The sequence below is a fragment of the Robertmurraya korlensis genome (assembly GCF_023715225.1).
Lineage (GTDB): Bacteria > Bacillota > Bacilli > Bacillales > Cytobacillaceae > Robertmurraya_A.
The window spans coordinates 304,759-320,345 of record NZ_JAMBNS010000002.1; the positions used below are offsets into that span (position 1 = coordinate 304,759).

The following is a 15,587-nucleotide window of genomic DNA, read 5'->3' on the forward strand; positions in this document are numbered from 1 at the left end:
TTACTCATACATATTCCCTAAACACAGGAAAAACCCTCCGGAAATCCAGAGAGTTCTTCCATTTTTTATACAAGATGGCTGTAGTTTTCTTTTACTACATCTGCACAACGTGGACAAAGGGTTGGGTGGTCCTCTACTTTGCCAACTTCAGTTGTTACCGTCCAGCAACGTTCACAAGTTTCACCTTCAGCTTTTGAAACGACAATCGCAGCTGTTTCAAGCTTTACAGCTTCCGCAGGCGCTGAATCCATATCTCCCGCTAATTCAAAACCAGACACAATAAATAATTGTTGAAGGTTTTCTTTAACAGACTGTAATAGTTCCTTTGTTTCCCCTGTTGCATACAAGCTAATTTTTGCAGTTAATGATTTCCCGATTACCTTTGCATTACGTGCTTCTTCTAAAGCTTTGAGAACATCATCACGAACCTTCATGAATTTCGTCCATTTTTCTTCAAGTTGCTTTGCATTAGGCAGGTCAACGTATGAAGGCATATCAGTTAATTGAACGCTCTTTTCCTCGACATTTGGAATGTATGCCCAAACCTCATCAGCCGTGTGAGAAAGAATCGGTGCTGATAATTTTGTTAATGCTAATAGGCTTTCATATAGGACCGTTTGAATTGCACGGCGCTCGTAGTGATTCTTAGCCTCAATATATAGAACGTCCTTTGCAAAGTCAAGGTAGAATGCACTTAGGTCAAGTGTACAGAAGTTATTAATTGCATGGTAAATGCTTGCAAATTCGTATTCTTCATATGACTTTGTCACAGATTTAATTAACTTGTTTAGTTTCACCAACATGAACTGATCTACTTCACGAAGATTATCAAATTCTACTTTGTCGGTAGCAGGGTTAAAGTCTGCTAAATTACCTAGTAAGAATCGGAATGTGTTACGAATCTTACGGTATACTTCAGCTACTTGCTTTAAGATAGCGTCCGACACACGAACATCTGATTGATAATCCACTGATGCTACCCATAGACGTAAAATATCTGCACCTAGCTGATCCATTACCTTTGCAGGAACAACAACATTACCAATTGATTTACTCATCTTTCTCCCTTCACCATCAAGGGCGAAACCATGGCTTAGTACTCCTTTATATGGAGCTTTACCTGTTACAGCTACTCCTGTAGATAATGAAGAGTTGAACCATCCACGGTATTGGTCAGATCCTTCAAGATAAAGATCCGCCGGTCTTTGTAAATCGCTTCTCTCTTCTAGAACAGCTTGATGAGAAGAACCAGAATCAAACCAAACATCCATAATATCAGTTTCTTTTGTGAATTTTCCATTTGGACTTGATGGATGTGTAAAGCCTTCAGGTAAAAGATCTTTTGCATCTCTTTCAAACCAAATATTTGACCCATGTTCACGGAATAATTGTGATACATGTTCGATTGTTTCATCCGTGATAATTGGTTCTCCGTCTTCACCATAAAATACAGGAATAGGAACACCCCATACACGCTGACGAGAAATACACCAGTCTCCACGGTCACGTACCATATTGAATAGACGAGTTTCTCCCCAAGCTGGAACCCACTTCGTTTCCTTAACAGCTTCCAACAAGTCTTCACGGAAGTCTTTAATTGAAGCAAACCACTGAGCTGTTGCGCGGAAAATAACTGGTTTCTTTGTTCTCCAGTCATGCGGATAAGAGTGAGTAATGAATGTTAGCTTTAATAAAGCACCCACTTCTTGAAGCTTTTCTGTAATTGGCTTATTTGCTGTATCATAGAAAAGTCCTTCGAATCCAACCGCTTCCTTCGTCATAACCCCTTTATCATCAACTGGACAAAGAACGTCTAAACCGTATTTTTGACCTACATGGAAGTCATCTTCCCCATGTCCTGGAGCTGTATGAACACAGCCCGTTCCTGCGTCTGTTGTAACATGTTCCCCTAGCATAACTAAAGACGTACGATCATATAAAGGATGCTTCGCTAAAATATGTTCTAGCTCTTGGCCTTTCACCGTCTTTACTACTGTTACTTCTTCCCATCCAATTTCTTTTGTGACTGCTTCCAAAAGCTCTTCAGCCACAACGTACTTTTTATTATTCACTTGAGCCACAACATAATTTAATGTTGGGTGAACGGAAATCCCAAGGTTTGCCGGAATGGTCCATGGTGTTGTTGTCCAGATAACGATTTCCGTATCCGCATCAAGGACACCCTTACCATCTTGAACAGGGAAACTAACAAAAATAGAAGCTGACTTTTTATCTTGGTATTCAATTTCTGCTTCTGCTAAAGCTGATTCACTAGAAGGTGACCAGTATACCGGCTTTAATCCTTTATAGATATAGCCTTTCTTTGCCATTTCACCAAATACTTTGATTTGCTGTGCTTCATATGCTGGATCAAGAGTGATATAAGGATTCTCCCAATCACCACGAACACCTAAACGCTTAAACTGAGTACGCTGAGAATCAATTTGACCTAAAGCATACTCTTCACAAAGCTTACGAAATTCCGCTACTGTAAGTTCCTTGCGTTTTACACCCTTATTTGTTAAAGCTTGCTCGATAGGTAGCCCATGAGTATCCCAACCAGGAACATATGGTGCGTTGTATCCACTCATTGATTTATAACGTACAATAAAGTCCTTTAGGATTTTATTTAATGCGTGCCCCATGTGAATATCTCCGTTTGCATACGGAGGTCCATCATGAAGAACAAACATCGGACGATCCTTCGTACGATCTTGAACTAAAGAATAAATATCTAGTTGGTTCCACTTTTCTTGAATCTCTGGTTCACGCTTTGGCAAATTTCCGCGCATTGGAAATTCCGTTTGCGGCATCAATAATGTATCTTTATAATCCATTTTAAAACTTCCTCCTAAATCTTCCTCATCTAGCTTCATTGTTACCAGTTATTAGTAAAAATAAATACAAAAAAGCCCTCTCATCCCAAAAAGGGACGAGAAGGCTTATATTCCCGCGGTACCACCCTAGTAGATAGGCTAAAAACCCATCCGCTCTAAAATTCGTAACGTGAATTTAGACGCCAAAGCTTACTATTCCTAATGGATGTTCAGCTTGGTACTCAAGGGTGATATTCAAACTTATCGCTTTTGTTAACCTCCCACCACCTGTTAACTCGCTAGAAAAAGCATTGATAAATTCTACTATCCCTGTCATCGCAACATACAATTTTTACTTGTTAAAAAATTATATTCGAAGAAACCGCTTTTCGTCAAGCCAATGAATCTTCTTCTTTTAAATTTGCAGATTTTAATTCTGCTGAATCAAGCTCATATTGTAAGAGATGATCCCAATCATCGTTATTAAGCATATCCAGCTGTGCTTCAATAAGCATTTTAAAGCGAGTTCTAAACACTTTGGATTGCTTCTTCAGATCCTCAATTTCTAAAGCAATTTTACGTGCTTTAGAGAGGGATTCATTTACAATGCGATCCGCGTTTTTCTCCGCTTCTCTGATAATTAGCTTAGCTTCTTTTTGAGCATTACGCTTAAGCTCTTCCGCTGCTTCTTGAGCTACAACAATGGATTTATTTAAGGTTTCTTCAATATTCGAAAAATGAGTTAAACGCTCATTCATATCGTTTAATCGTTCATCAAGTTCTTTCTTTTCTCGAATAATCAGCTCATAGTCCTTGATAACTTGGTCTAGAAACTCATTTACTTCATCTTCATCGTAACCACGGAATCCTTTTGTAAATTCCTTGTTATGTATGTCTAACGGTGTTAATGGCATTATAAGCCACCTCCAATTGCTTAATAGTATGTACTATTCATTGTAACAGATATTCGACAAGTACTTTTAAAATCCTGCAAATTTTTTATAAATTATTGATGTTTTTCTACAACAATTCGCCATTTATCTTTTTTTGTCTTCCCATCGATGGAAGAAAGCTTTGCTCTTCCAAATCCTCTTACTGATAATACATCGTCTTCCTTACATTCAAAGGAGGGATTCTCAATGGTCATCCAATTCACTTTCACTACTCCACCTGCAATTAATGTTTGTGATTTCTGACGTGAAATATTATGAGTAGCCGATATAATAGCGTCTAATCTCAGGGAAGAAACGGTGGTCGTGTACTCATTCCATTGTTCCTTCATTTGAATCGCTTCGTTGAGCCGCCGCTCTTTTAAGCTTACTTTCGAACGTCCTACTGACTCAAGCTGCATGGAAATATAATCGCTAACTTCATTGGCAACAAAGAGCTGAATGGTTTCCTCTTCTATAAGGATGTCTCCGAATTTCCCTCTTTTAAGTCCAAGCGACATCATGCTACCTAATATTTGCCGATGCTCAATAGATACAAACTTATTTGGGTAGATCAACTCATATAGGGATATTTGGAAATCCTCTTTCTCTACAGAATAATAATCTGGATAAATAAAGGCTCTCTTTCTTTCCACCTGCTCTGCACCACCAAAAAATTGAACCTTTACCTCCGAATTCACTCCAATGATCATCTCGACAATTTTCTGCTCTCTCGGATCAAGGAAGTCCGTTAGCTTGGGAGCATAGTTACTCTCTACCTGTTCCTTCCAACTCATTACTTGATCAACAAAACTATGCTCTTCACGTCGGAAGTGCTGATGCAAATCCATATTCATTCAATCTCCTATCCAATATAAAGATATGAAAGTGCAAAAAAGGGGCATTTATGCCCCTTTTAGCTAAAACCAACCAAATAACGTATATAAGCCTGTTGATGCCAATTTTAAAACAAAAATACCAACAATCGGGGAAATATCAATCATTCCACCGATCGGAGGAATAATTCTTCGGAACGGCTCTAAATACGGTTCACAAATTCTTGCTAAAAATTGCCCGATACCGGTTTCCCTTGCATTTGGAAACCATGACATAAGAATATAAATAATTAAAGCCCATGAGTAGATATCAATCACTCGAATTAATATTGATAAAAGTAAATCCATTTACGTATTACCACCTCGTATCTTCGTATTCTGTTTCTTGCATAAGTTGTGAGATATTGCCTGAAACCTCCACATTATCAGGTGTACATAAGAAAATTTCTGCACCAATCTTTTGAATATCTCCACCGATGGCATACACCGTACCACTTAAAAAATCAACAATCCGTTTTGCTTGGTCACGTTCAATTCTGTGTAAATTCACAACAACTGCCCGACGATTTTTCAACTGATCCGCTATTTCTTGCGCTTCTGCATACACTCTCGGTTCAATTAAAACAACCTTTGAAGATTTTTGAACACTCTGCAAACTTACCACATTATGTTTTGGAGACACACTTTGTTGCTGTTGTTGTGGTTGTCTTTGCGGCTTTGCTGCTGGAGCCTCGTATTCCTCTTCTTCATACTCATATTCATCATCTAGAAAAAAGAACGTTTTAAATTTTGATTTAAGACTCATTCATTACACCTCCCACACTATTCGCCCACTAAAGCGGTGCCAATTCGTATCATCGTAGCCCCTTCTTCAATGGCAATTTCAAAATCATTAGACATACCCATTGAAAGCTCCATACAAGGAGCATAAGGTAGATTTAAATGTTGAATATCGAGCTGAAGTTTTTTTAACGTTTGAAAGCATTGTCTGATGATTGCATCGTCCTCCGTAAAGGGAGCCATCGTCATTAGCCCTTCTACTCTTATTTTAGGGAATTTTTCTAATTCCTTTATAAATGGTACCACCATTTCTGGAGTTAATCCATGTTTTGATTCTTCACCTGACGCATTCACCTGTACGAAGCAAGAAATCGTTCTATCTCCGGCTCGAACATGAATCTCCTTTGCCAAGGACTCACGATCTAATGAGTGAATGTAATCGACTTTATCTATGATATTTTTTACCTTTCTTGTTTGAAGAGTTCCGATAAAATGCCAGGTAGGCTTGTCCCCTAAAGTATTCCATTTTTCAAGAAGACCTTCATCTCGGTTTTCACCAAGATGTGTTACCCCACATTCTAATGCCTCTAACGCTCTTTCTGTCGTTACATATTTTGTTACAGCAATGATTTTTACTTCATCTGGCGCTCTTTTGCTCCTTTGACATGCCACATTTACCTTATCCTGGAGCATACGTAGATTGTCACTTACTCTCATTCTCTCGATTGCTCCTCCTTCCAACCAATAAAACTCATCATCCGACCCGTTTTCCCCTTGTCTCTTCGGTGCGAGAAAAAATAATCCGAATCACAGCTCGTACATAAATCAGTTACTTGAATGTTTGCCTCACTCAATCCTGCTTTGAGGAGGATGAGTTTATTTAACTCTTTTAAGTTTAAGTGGTATTGGTTATCTTTGATTCGATTATATGGTTTTTTTTCGACATCTTCCACTAAATTTTCCACATATGAAATGACTTTATCATCTACAATATAACATTTTTCGCAAATGGAGGGGCCAATTACTGCGAAAATTTCCGAAAATGGAATATTTTCGTTCTTAAATACGGATATCACTTCTTTAGCGATCCCTCCTACTGTCCCTTTCCACCCTGCATGGGCAATCGCAATTGCTTCGTATTTGGGAGCAATAAAATAGAGCGGAACACAGTCAGCAAAGCACAAAGTTAAAAGCAGGTTTTTTTCATAAGTAAAGAAAGCATCGGTACCCCTGAAAGCATCAGCATATGAATTTGAACCAAGTCCACGGTCATGTATCGAGACTTTTTTAACACGTACATCATGCGTCTGCTCGGCACCTACCCAATGAGTTAAAGGGATACCAGTGCTTTTTGACAAGATTTCTCGGTTTAAGCAAACATCCTTTTCTTGATCTCCAACATGAAAACCTGTATTTAATGTTGAGAATGGATTTCTGCTTTGCCCACCATTTTTCGTGGTAAAACCCGCAATAAGTCCATCGAAACGATCGGTCCAATCTTTTATGATAAAATGAGACGTCTCTTTTAGAATAAATGGTTCCATTATAAAAACCTCAATTATTTGTTGATTTTTCTATAGTTTACCATAATTCGTAGTATACTCCCAGTCAATTCAGGCTTACTTGGCCTCTGCTTCATCGTATTGCCCTTCACTAAACCCTCTGTAACGAACTAAAATGACATCCTCTCCGATTTTAAGGATATTTCTCCAAGAGATAATAATCTCTTCTTCTTTTCCAAAGAAGCCTAACATCCGTCCGTTACCACTTACAATAATGGCCTCAATTTTACCGTTTGATAAGTTTATTTCTATATCACTAATATTCCCTAATTTTTTGCCATCTGCAACATTGACCACATCTTTAATTTGGAATTCTGATATTTTCACCATCACATTTCACTCCCGACTATTCGATAGTTAAATATATGAAGATGGGAGGAGAATTCATGATTGTTTTATACAAAAAAACTACCGAGAAGATTCGGTAGTTTATGTTTGTATGTTTTTATTCATTTGTTTAATAGCAGCTTTTTCTAATCTGGATACTTGTGCTTGGGAGATTCCAATTTCTTCGGCGACTTCCATTTGTGTTTTTCCTTGGAAGAATCGCTTTCTTAGAATGAGCTTTTCTCTTTCGTTTAGACGTCTCATTCCCTCTTTTAAAGCAATTTCCTCTATCCATTGAACATCCTTGTTACGCTCATCGCTCAGTTGATCCATTACATAGATTGGATCTCCTCCGTCGTTATAGATTGGCTCAAATAACGAAACTGGATCTTGAATGGCATCTAAAGCAAATACGATTTCTTCATGAGAAACATCTAGTACTTTTGCGATTTCTTCAGCAGTTGGCTCCTTTGACGTCTCACTCATTAGTTTTTCTCGAACTTGTAACGCCTTGTACGCAATATCCCTTAAAGAACGAGACACACGAATGGGGTTGTTATCTCTTAAGTATCGTCGGATTTCTCCGATTATCATTGGAACAGCATAAGTAGAGAATTTTACGTTTTGACCAAGGTCAAAATTATCAATTGATTTCATCAACCCGATACACCCAACTTGAAAAAGGTCATCAACAAACTCACCACGATTGTTAAATCGCTGAATGACACTTAACACAAGACGTAAGTTTCCATTCACGAGCTTTTCTCGGGCTGTTATATCCCCGGCTTGCATTTCTTTAAATAGCAAACGCATTTCTTCATTTTTTAAAACAGGTAACTTAGATGTATCAACACCGCAAATTTCAACTTTATTACGAGTCAATTCTTTTCCCTCCTCACAGGAGCTGCTGTACAAAAAACAGTATCTCCCCGAGAAGGAAAAATATGCACATCCAAAATGGACATGCATCCTTAGAATTTCCTATAAATGTCTGTAGGACAAGGTATTACAGAGATAATTTTATCATAAAAATTTTTTCTTTTTACAAAGAATCAATCTAAACCATTTTATTAAACTCTTTCTTCAGTCTTTTAATAATCCTTTTTTCAAGCCTTGAAATATATGATTGTGATATACCAAGCATGTCAGCGACATCTTTTTGGGTTTTTTCTTCCCCTGTACCTAATCCGAATCTGAGTTCCATGATTTGTTTTTCACGGTCATTCAACTGATGCAATGCTTTTAATAAAAGCTTTTTATCGACATTGGCTTCCAAGTCTTTTGTAATAATGTCTTCTTCTGTTCCTAATACATCGGACAATAACAGTTCGTTTCCGTCCCAATCAATGTTCAGGGGCTCATCAAAGGAAACTTCTGAACGAATTTTATTATTTCTCCGTAAGTACATGAGTATTTCATTCTCGATACATCTCGATGCATATGTAGCAAGCTTAATTTTCTTTTCGGGATTAAACGTGTTAACTGCCTTGATTAAACCTATTGTCCCGATACTAATTAAATCCTCAATATTAATACCAGTATTTTCGAATTTTCTAGCTATATATACGACAAGTCGTAAGTTTCTCTCAATAAGGATGGACCTCGCCGCTTTATCCCCGCTCGGAAGCTTTTGAAGCAACACTTCCTCTTCTTCTTTTGATAATGGAGGAGGCAACGCCTCACTTCCACCTATATAGAAGACCTCATCTGTCTTGAGTCCTAGCTTAATTAATAATTTATACCAGTAATAAGAAAGTCGAAGTTTTATACTTTTCATGAGTTGTCCTCCTTCTAATTTGTGTTTTTCTGAGTATAGTATTATTAACTTACCTTTACATCTGATTTCACCTTTGCGACACCTGTTACCATCTTTGGATGAACAATACATTGAAACGTATCGTCAGAGGAAAGCTGCTGGGTTGTAAAGGAAACTAATCCTTTGTCCACATGAATAATATTTTCTTCCGTTTCAATTTGAAGTTGGTCAGGCTTAATAGCAATGATAAGCTGATGATCTTGTCCCACTACTTTATAAGGGATAATTCGGAGCTTATTTTCCCATTCAGTTGGAAGAGAGGCGTTTCCATAAATGATTTCGTCCTTCTCACTTGAAAGTATCTTAATGGATTCAGGAATACTGTCTAATTGGTTATAGACAGAGACAAACATAACAGGCATTTTCGTAAGAGGATCGTAAAGTTGATTCCCACTATCAACAAGACCTTTACATGTGAATTGGCTTTCTCCAATCTGAATGCGAATAGAAACCATTTGATCAAATTGAATTTTTGTCATTTCAAATTGTTCAATATTTGATCTAGAAAAATGCCATGCAATTGGAAAGCCAATGAGAACAAAAAACCAACTAATCGGATCACCAAATCCCTTTACACTTCCTATTAACACAGAAGAGGTCAATTGATTATCAAACTGAACGAAATAATGAACCCCTATAAGTGCACCACCTACCAAAAAGGTAACGAAATAGAAGGTCATCGTCGTTCGTATGAAGGTACGTAATCTTTTGTATCCAAAGGTTACGAGAACCATCACTAAAGAAAATGCTAATTTCACAATAGGATGACCAGAATAATTCTGAAAAGGAGTAAAAGCCAATATAATAATGAAGGATCCGATGAGTCCTCCACAAAACAGTCTCCAAATCTTATACTCTCTTTTTACTATTATGGCAGTTAAATAAAGAAGTAACGTATCGAAAAGGAGATTTAGCAGCCAAATCACATCTAAATATAGGGTCAAAGACTTTCCTCCTTGCTCTTTTTTCTCCTTTTTCAATCTATTATTCTGTTATGAAAAAGTATAACGTACATAGATGTTGGAAGTGTGTCACTTTATGTACATAAAAAAGAAGAGATTTTCACAAATCCCACCGTTTTTTGTCAAAATTTCTCATTTCAGGTTAGGAAAATAGTTTTTTTCCTTTTAAACTAAAATAAAAAGCAGAATTCTAAACGAATTCTGCTTTTTGTATTGATAGGGATTACCTATCGTCTTCTATTACGATTACGTAAGAACGTAGGAATATCTAATGTATCGTCACTGCTGTGTGAAGTAGTTGGTCGTACAGGTTCATTGTACTCCTCTTCACGAATGATTTCTCTTTGTGGCTTTGTTGGTGCAACTGATTGTTTTTGCTGACCAAATGATGGACGATTTGTTGGTTTTGGTTGAGAAATATCTTCGTTGAATCCAGTCGCAATAACTGTTACAACAATCTCATCCTTTAAATTATCATTGATTACTGAACCAAAGATCATATTGACTTCTTGGTCTGAAGCTGAAGCAACAATGTCTGCTGCTTCTTGCACTTCATATAAACTTAAGTTTGACCCACCAGTAATGTTCATCAAGACACCTTGAGCTCCATCAATGGACTTTTCTAGCAGCGGAGAAGAAATGGCTTTTTTCGCTGCTTCTGTTGCACGGTTTTCTCCTGCAGCTACACCAATTCCCATAAGAGCTGAGCCTTTGTTAGACATAATTGTCTTTACGTCTGCAAAGTCTAAGTTGATCAGTCCTGGTGTGGCAATAAGGTCAGAAATACCTTGAACCCCTTGACGAAGTACGTTGTCAGCCTCACGGAAAGCTTCAAGCATTGGCGTACTCTTATCCACAATTTCAAGAAGACGATCGTTTGGAATCACAATAAGTGTATCAACCGCTTCCTTCATTGAGGAAATTCCGCCTTGAGCTTGAGTCGAACGCTTTCTACCTTCAAACGTAAATGGTCTTGTTACAACACCTACTGTTAATGCTCCTAACTCACGTGCGATTTGAGCAATGACTGGCGCAGCTCCTGTTCCAGTTCCGCCACCCATTCCAGCTGTTACGAAAACCATATCCGCTCCAGCTAACACTTCTTCAATTTGTTCTCTACTTTCTTCAGCTGCTTTTTTTCCAACTTCAGGGTTTGCTCCTGCACCAAGTCCGCGAGTAAGCTTTCCCCCAATTTGCATTCTAGTTTCTGCCTTCGATAAATTCAATGCCTGAGCATCTGTATTTACAGCAATAAACTCGACACCCTGGACGCCATGCTCAATCATACGATTAACAGCATTATTTCCGCCTCCACCAACGCCGATTACTTTTATAGTTGCCAATGAATCTAAATTTGTATCAAATTCCAACATGACGTATCCTCCTAATTCGTCGATATTCCTGGTAGCGGTCAATTGAAAACACTATTCAAAAAAGTAACCAAGGAATTTTTTCACTCGTGATGTCATTTTTTCTTCCGGCTGCTTGTCCGGTTTAGCTTTTGGTTGTGGCTGCTTTTGAACTCTTTTTTCCTTTGTTTCAGAGGCAGCCGTACTGTTACCAATAGACCGACCTTGTATTTTAGCATTTTTATAAGCGAATTTTATTAAACCGACAGCAGTCGTGTATTGTGGTTCACGCACTCCAATATAATCCGGAATGGCAATCCGTACTCGGTTTTGGAAAACCACTTGAGCTAATTCAAGAATTCCTTGGGTGTTTGCAACTCCACCTGACAACACATAACCACCAGGTAAATCACGAATCCCCAAACGTCTAATTTCATTTTGAATAAGGTCGAAAATCTCTTCCATTCTAGCTTCAATAATGTCAGAAACTTCAAGCTGATTAAATTGTTGATGCTGATCACTACCGATAATCGGTACGCTAAATACTTCTTCCTCGGAAGCATGGTCATAAAAGGCATGTCCATGTTTCGTTTTTATTTTCTCAGCATCTTCAGTAGATGTGCGAAGACCAATCGAGATATCTTTTGTTATATGATCTCCACCAACTGGAAGTACACTTGTTGCTCGTAAGAAGCCTTGTTCAAAGACACTTATGGTTGTTGACCCTCCACCTATATCAACGAGTGCCACCCCTAAGTTTTTTTCATCCTTTGAGAGTGCAAAGGCACCAGAAGCTAGTGGTTGTAAAGTAATATCAAGGATTTCTAATCCAGAACGTTCTACGCATCGAAGAGTATTATGTAAAATCGTTTTAGAACCTGTAATTATCGTTCCTTCCATTTCTAGCCTTACACCTATCATTCCCCGAGGATCATTAATTTCATCTAGTCCATCAACAATAAATTGCTTGGGAATGACATCAATAATCTCACGCTCAGGAGGAATAGAAATTACTTGTGCTGCATCAATTACTCGAGCTACATCATCGTTGGTAATTTCACGGTTTTCACTAGAAACAGCTACTACACCATGACATGGCTGTAACATCACATGATTACCAGTTACACCAACAATTACCTTATTAATTTCCATGCCTATCATTCTCTCAGCTTGTTCTATTGCCTTTCTAATAGAATGAACGGTTTCATCTATATCAACAATGGATCCTTTTCTGAGCCCTTCGGATTTAACATTGCCAACACCAATAATATTCAAAGAGTCATTGACCATTTCCCCAATGATCACTTTTACACTGGATGTACCGATGTCAAGACTTACATATATTTCATTGCTGTTCATTCTTTGGCACCTCCTTTAACAATTCAAAAAATTGAACAACAATTTCCGTGTTTTCAGCCCGTATAATATTGTATCTATAAAATTATTCGGCAAAATTAATATATTCCCTTTTAAAATATACAAATTTTTTCTATTTTTCTTTACTTGTAGACCATTTTGTTAATAAAATTCTTCGAATAACGGCTATATTTTGAAACAGCCTAACTCCAAAGGCAAAAACTGCTGCTAAATACAAGTCTACACCAAGATGAACACCTAGAAAAGCTAAACTTGCAGCAAGAATAATATTAAAGAAAAAACCGGAAACAAAAACCTTTTCGTCATATATATTTTGCAAATGCGCCCTAATTCCCCCGAATAAAGTATCAAGGGCAGCTAGTACGGCGATGGATAGATAATTAGAATATTCCTCAGGAACAGATATATCGGTTAATAGACCTAAGACGACTCCAATTATTAATCCTAAAAGGGGAAGCCACATGATTAACTATCTCCTTTGTCAGATTTTACTTGCTCCATACCTCTAATTCGAATGGAATCTTCAAAGGCTGGTACAGTAATGGAAAGCTCGGGCTTCTTTATGGTAACTGTTAGATTATCGATAAAGAATTCTTCTGCTGATTTAGAAACCTGCATTTGGTTGTACAGCTTTTCAGCAACGGTAAAATCCTCCGTTAAAACGATGATTTCAATAGGGAATTGTGTTAAGGAACGTCCGTTTATTTTCGTTTCGCCATTGATATCACGGACAACGGTTGTATTAATCACCCTTTGACCTCCGACCGAAACATGTTTTGCGCCATACATATTTAATTCATTAAGTAGTCGTTCTAATAGGTCCGCTGAAAGCGTAGCTCCTGAAGTCCCTATGATCAATTCTTCATTCAATTGTTCTATGTAAATTGTTAAACCTGGTCCAGACAACTCCGTTAGTCCTGCTTCTTGCTTTAATTCCTCTAGAGTATTCCTTAATGTACTTTCCTTGCCCTGCTCCCTTTCCGTTTCGTATTCGTTCAATTTTTCTTCATTTGAACGAATTTCTTTAATCAGTCGGGATTGAAGCTCCTTTTCCTTCACTAAGTCTTCACGAAGCTGCCATGTATCCCTTGTGTCTCTTACCTCTGGCTTAGAGACAGTTTGAAATTGGATAGCAAGCATAAAGCCTACAATCACCCCGATGATTACCAAGCTATTTATTTTCTTTCTGTCCACGCAATAATCACCTAGCTTTCTACAATATTTGTGGACAAAACTTGCAAATGAGTTAAGTTCCTAATAGTGGATCTAATATCACTTCTTCTTTTTTCTGGATCGTTACTTCAATATTGTCACTTACAAGCATATCTTTAATTCCACCTGTTATATTCAAAGCAGAGGTCATCACATCAGGATCACCAATAGCTGTAATTACGAATGGAGCAGGATGCTGATATCCATCCACTTCAATCACAGGTCCATTACAAAGAATATAGGAATTATGCGTAAGCCTTTGCCCATTTATCGCAATTGCCGCAGCACCCGATATATATAACTCATTGATCACTTTAAAAACATGATGTTCATGAACAATATAGTTATTAATGTTTTCTTCATTTGGATTGTAGTCACCATCAGCAAGGGACACTTCTACTCCCTTCCCTTTTACCTTAACTTTCCCTACAAACATACGATATTTCTCTGCGTCTTCCGCAAGATTGAAGAATACTTGTTCTTCCTTTGCTAACTCTTCTTCAATCCTAACAATTTTATCTTGCTTTTCCTTTAACTCATTTTGAAGTTCTCGGTTTCTTTCTTCCTGAGCAATCAACTGATTGCGAAGCTCTAAATCTCGATTCCACTGCTTGTCCGATATCGTGTTTTGTGCCTTTTCCTGTTTAGTTAAGTGGTAAGAAAAAGACACCATATATCCTAATACAAGGAAAACTAACGAGAGGATAACATGTTTACCCTTCACCCTCTTCTTCACTTGTTTCAACTCCTCCTGATTCGTATGGATTAAAATACGAACCAACCTCTAAATCAATGACTCCCTTTTGTGACGGATCTAACTGACTCACGATGGAAGGGTAATGTATCATTTTCTTTGAAAAGCTCCGTAAAGATGCACTGACTTCATTTCCATCATTCATGTATAAAGAAATATGGAAACGATCCGTTTCTTTCGGTGTGTAGTTTACTTCAGAAATGGAATAAAGAATTTCAAAAGGGAGCTCTTTCAAGCTACCAACCATTTCTTCAAGAATCTCACCTTCTGTAAAACCAATTAATATTGGAGCGTTAGAAGGCGTGGTCGTAATTCCTTCATCCTCTAGTATTTCACCATTCTCTAATACAGGGATAAACGAATTTTCTGTTGCAATAACTGCAATCCGATCATATTCCTTTACAGTAATTAATACATTATTAGGGAATGACCATTTTACTGTTGCTGATTTTATTTCCGGAAGCTTTTCTATTTCCTTTTCCACTTCTTTTTTATCGAGCTTCCAAATATTCATCCCAGTGGACAAGCCACTGTTTTCCACTAGATGCTCAGCCTTGTATAAGTCATTACCAGTCACACTTATTTTTTTTATATGGCTCAACGGTGATTGGAAATAAACGACACAAACGATTAACAAGAAGAATAAACTTAATAAAGTGACCAATCTTCTATTAGCCTTTTTTCGTCTTTGTTGTTTCAGCTTGGGAATCCGTTCTTCTATCGAGACTATTTTCCCCTGATCCAATCCAATCACCTCCACCAATTAAATATATTTTGTGTAAAAAACAGATAAACCAATATTTTTTTAAAAGTGAAAACAACGGCACGAGGAATCATGCCGTTATTTTTTAGGTAATAAGTAATTTC

At 37.6% G+C, this 15,587-nt stretch carries 17 protein-coding genes and 1 other annotated feature; all 17 genes read right to left on the reverse strand.

Annotated features, from left to right (window positions below):
* Window positions 1–65 precede the first annotated feature (65 nt).
* Window positions 66–2,837 carry an isoleucine--tRNA ligase gene (gene ileS / locus M3175_RS05925; protein WP_251515860.1) on the reverse strand — a complete coding sequence of 924 codons (2,772 nt, stop codon included), beginning with the start codon at window positions 2,835–2,837 and terminating at the stop codon, window positions 66–68.
* Between the two features lie 88 nt (window positions 2,838–2,925).
* Window positions 2,926–3,162: a binding site (T-box leader), on the reverse strand.
* Window positions 3,163–3,208: 46 nt separating this feature from the next.
* Window positions 3,209–3,730: a DivIVA domain-containing protein gene (locus tag M3175_RS05930; RefSeq protein WP_251515862.1), complete on the reverse strand. Its 522-nt coding sequence runs from the start codon at window positions 3,728–3,730 to the stop codon at window positions 3,209–3,211.
* A 92-nt stretch (window positions 3,731–3,822) separates the two neighbouring features.
* Entirely contained in the window at window positions 3,823–4,596 is a 774-nt protein-coding gene (locus M3175_RS05935; protein WP_251516285.1) for a YlmH family RNA-binding protein, read from the reverse strand.
* A 69-nt stretch (window positions 4,597–4,665) separates the two neighbouring features.
* Window positions 4,666–4,929 carry a YggT family protein gene (locus M3175_RS05940; protein ID WP_251515864.1) on the reverse strand — a complete coding sequence of 88 codons (264 nt, stop codon included), beginning with the start codon at window positions 4,927–4,929 and terminating at the stop codon, window positions 4,666–4,668.
* A 7-nt stretch (window positions 4,930–4,936) separates the two neighbouring features.
* Complete coding sequence (locus M3175_RS05945) at window positions 4,937–5,386, reverse strand: cell division protein SepF (RefSeq protein ID WP_251515866.1); 450 nt, start codon at window positions 5,384–5,386, stop codon at window positions 4,937–4,939.
* 17 nt (window positions 5,387–5,403) lie between these two features.
* Window positions 5,404–6,078 carry a YggS family pyridoxal phosphate-dependent enzyme gene (locus M3175_RS05950; RefSeq protein ID WP_251515867.1) on the reverse strand — a complete coding sequence of 225 codons (675 nt, stop codon included), beginning with the start codon at window positions 6,076–6,078 and terminating at the stop codon, window positions 5,404–5,406.
* The gene (gene pgeF, locus M3175_RS05955) at window positions 6,075–6,905 is read right to left on the reverse strand and encodes a peptidoglycan editing factor PgeF (RefSeq protein WP_251515869.1); all 831 of its coding nucleotides are present in this window, start codon (window positions 6,903–6,905) and stop codon (window positions 6,075–6,077) included. Before pgeF ends, M3175_RS05950 begins: the two co-directional genes overlap by 4 nt.
* A gap of 75 nt (window positions 6,906–6,980) precedes the next feature.
* On the reverse strand, window positions 6,981–7,253 hold the full coding sequence (locus M3175_RS05960; RefSeq protein ID WP_251515871.1) for a YlmC/YmxH family sporulation protein: 273 nt from the start codon (window positions 7,251–7,253) through the stop codon (window positions 6,981–6,983).
* A gap of 99 nt (window positions 7,254–7,352) precedes the next feature.
* Window positions 7,353–8,132: an RNA polymerase sporulation sigma factor SigG gene (sigG, locus tag M3175_RS05965; protein ID WP_119707465.1), complete on the reverse strand. Its 780-nt coding sequence runs from the start codon at window positions 8,130–8,132 to the stop codon at window positions 7,353–7,355.
* 175 nt (window positions 8,133–8,307) lie between these two features.
* Window positions 8,308–9,027, reverse strand: a complete 720-nt coding sequence (gene sigE / locus M3175_RS05970) for an RNA polymerase sporulation sigma factor SigE (protein ID WP_066053008.1) — start codon at window positions 9,025–9,027, stop codon at window positions 8,308–8,310.
* 44 nt (window positions 9,028–9,071) lie between these two features.
* Window positions 9,072–10,010, reverse strand: a complete 939-nt coding sequence (gene spoIIGA / locus M3175_RS05975; RefSeq protein WP_251515872.1) for a sigma-E processing peptidase SpoIIGA — start codon at window positions 10,008–10,010, stop codon at window positions 9,072–9,074.
* A 245-nt stretch (window positions 10,011–10,255) separates the two neighbouring features.
* On the reverse strand, window positions 10,256–11,401 hold the full coding sequence (ftsZ, locus tag M3175_RS05980; RefSeq protein WP_251515874.1) for a cell division protein FtsZ: 1,146 nt from the start codon (window positions 11,399–11,401) through the stop codon (window positions 10,256–10,258).
* 51 nt (window positions 11,402–11,452) lie between these two features.
* Window positions 11,453–12,736 (reverse strand): cell division protein FtsA, encoded by a 1,284-nt coding sequence (gene ftsA, locus M3175_RS05985; protein ID WP_251515876.1) that lies wholly within the window; start codon window positions 12,734–12,736, stop codon window positions 11,453–11,455.
* Between the two features lie 130 nt (window positions 12,737–12,866).
* Complete coding sequence (locus tag M3175_RS05990; protein WP_119707461.1) at window positions 12,867–13,217, reverse strand: small basic family protein; 351 nt, start codon at window positions 13,215–13,217, stop codon at window positions 12,867–12,869.
* Window positions 13,218–13,219: 2 nt separating this feature from the next.
* Window positions 13,220–13,948 (reverse strand): DUF881 domain-containing protein, encoded by a 729-nt coding sequence (locus M3175_RS05995; RefSeq protein WP_251515878.1) that lies wholly within the window; start codon window positions 13,946–13,948, stop codon window positions 13,220–13,222.
* Between the two features lie 52 nt (window positions 13,949–14,000).
* Window positions 14,001–14,702: a DUF881 domain-containing protein gene (locus M3175_RS06000; protein ID WP_251515880.1), complete on the reverse strand. Its 702-nt coding sequence runs from the start codon at window positions 14,700–14,702 to the stop codon at window positions 14,001–14,003.
* Window positions 14,680–15,474: a cell division protein FtsQ/DivIB gene (locus M3175_RS06005; protein ID WP_371321666.1), complete on the reverse strand. Its 795-nt coding sequence runs from the start codon at window positions 15,472–15,474 to the stop codon at window positions 14,680–14,682. Before M3175_RS06005 ends, M3175_RS06000 begins: the two co-directional genes overlap by 23 nt.
* Window positions 15,475–15,587: the final 113 nt, after the last annotated feature.

What these genes read in the sequence shown, in the direction of transcription:
- ileS (WP_251515860.1), bottom strand. Translation starts at nt 2,837, where the DNA reads ATGGATTATAAAGATACATTATTGATGCCGCAAACGGAATTTCCAATG.
- M3175_RS05930 (WP_251515862.1), bottom strand. Translation starts at nt 3,730, where the DNA reads ATGCCATTAACACCGTTAGACATACATAACAAGGAATTTACAAAAGGA.
- M3175_RS05935 (WP_251516285.1), bottom strand. Translation starts at nt 4,596, where the DNA reads ATGGATTTGCATCAGCACTTCCGACGTGAAGAGCATAGTTTTGTTGAT.
- M3175_RS05940 (WP_251515864.1), bottom strand. Translation starts at nt 4,929, where the DNA reads ATGGATTTACTTTTATCAATATTAATTCGAGTGATTGATATCTACTCA.
- M3175_RS05945 (WP_251515866.1), bottom strand. Translation starts at nt 5,386, where the DNA reads ATGAGTCTTAAATCAAAATTTAAAACGTTCTTTTTTCTAGATGATGAA.
- M3175_RS05950 (WP_251515867.1), bottom strand. Translation starts at nt 6,078, where the DNA reads ATGAGAGTAAGTGACAATCTACGTATGCTCCAGGATAAGGTAAATGTG.
- pgeF (WP_251515869.1), bottom strand. Translation starts at nt 6,905, where the DNA reads ATGGAACCATTTATTCTAAAAGAGACGTCTCATTTTATCATAAAAGAT.
- M3175_RS05960 (WP_251515871.1), bottom strand. Translation starts at nt 7,253, where the DNA reads ATGGTGAAAATATCAGAATTCCAAATTAAAGATGTGGTCAATGTTGCA.
- sigE (WP_066053008.1), bottom strand. Translation starts at nt 9,027, where the DNA reads ATGAAAAGTATAAAACTTCGACTTTCTTATTACTGGTATAAATTATTA.
- ftsZ (WP_251515874.1), bottom strand. Translation starts at nt 11,401, where the DNA reads ATGTTGGAATTTGATACAAATTTAGATTCATTGGCAACTATAAAAGTA.
- ftsA (WP_251515876.1), bottom strand. Translation starts at nt 12,736, where the DNA reads ATGAACAGCAATGAAATATATGTAAGTCTTGACATCGGTACATCCAGT.
- M3175_RS05990 (WP_119707461.1), bottom strand. Translation starts at nt 13,217, where the DNA reads ATGTGGCTTCCCCTTTTAGGATTAATAATTGGAGTCGTCTTAGGTCTA.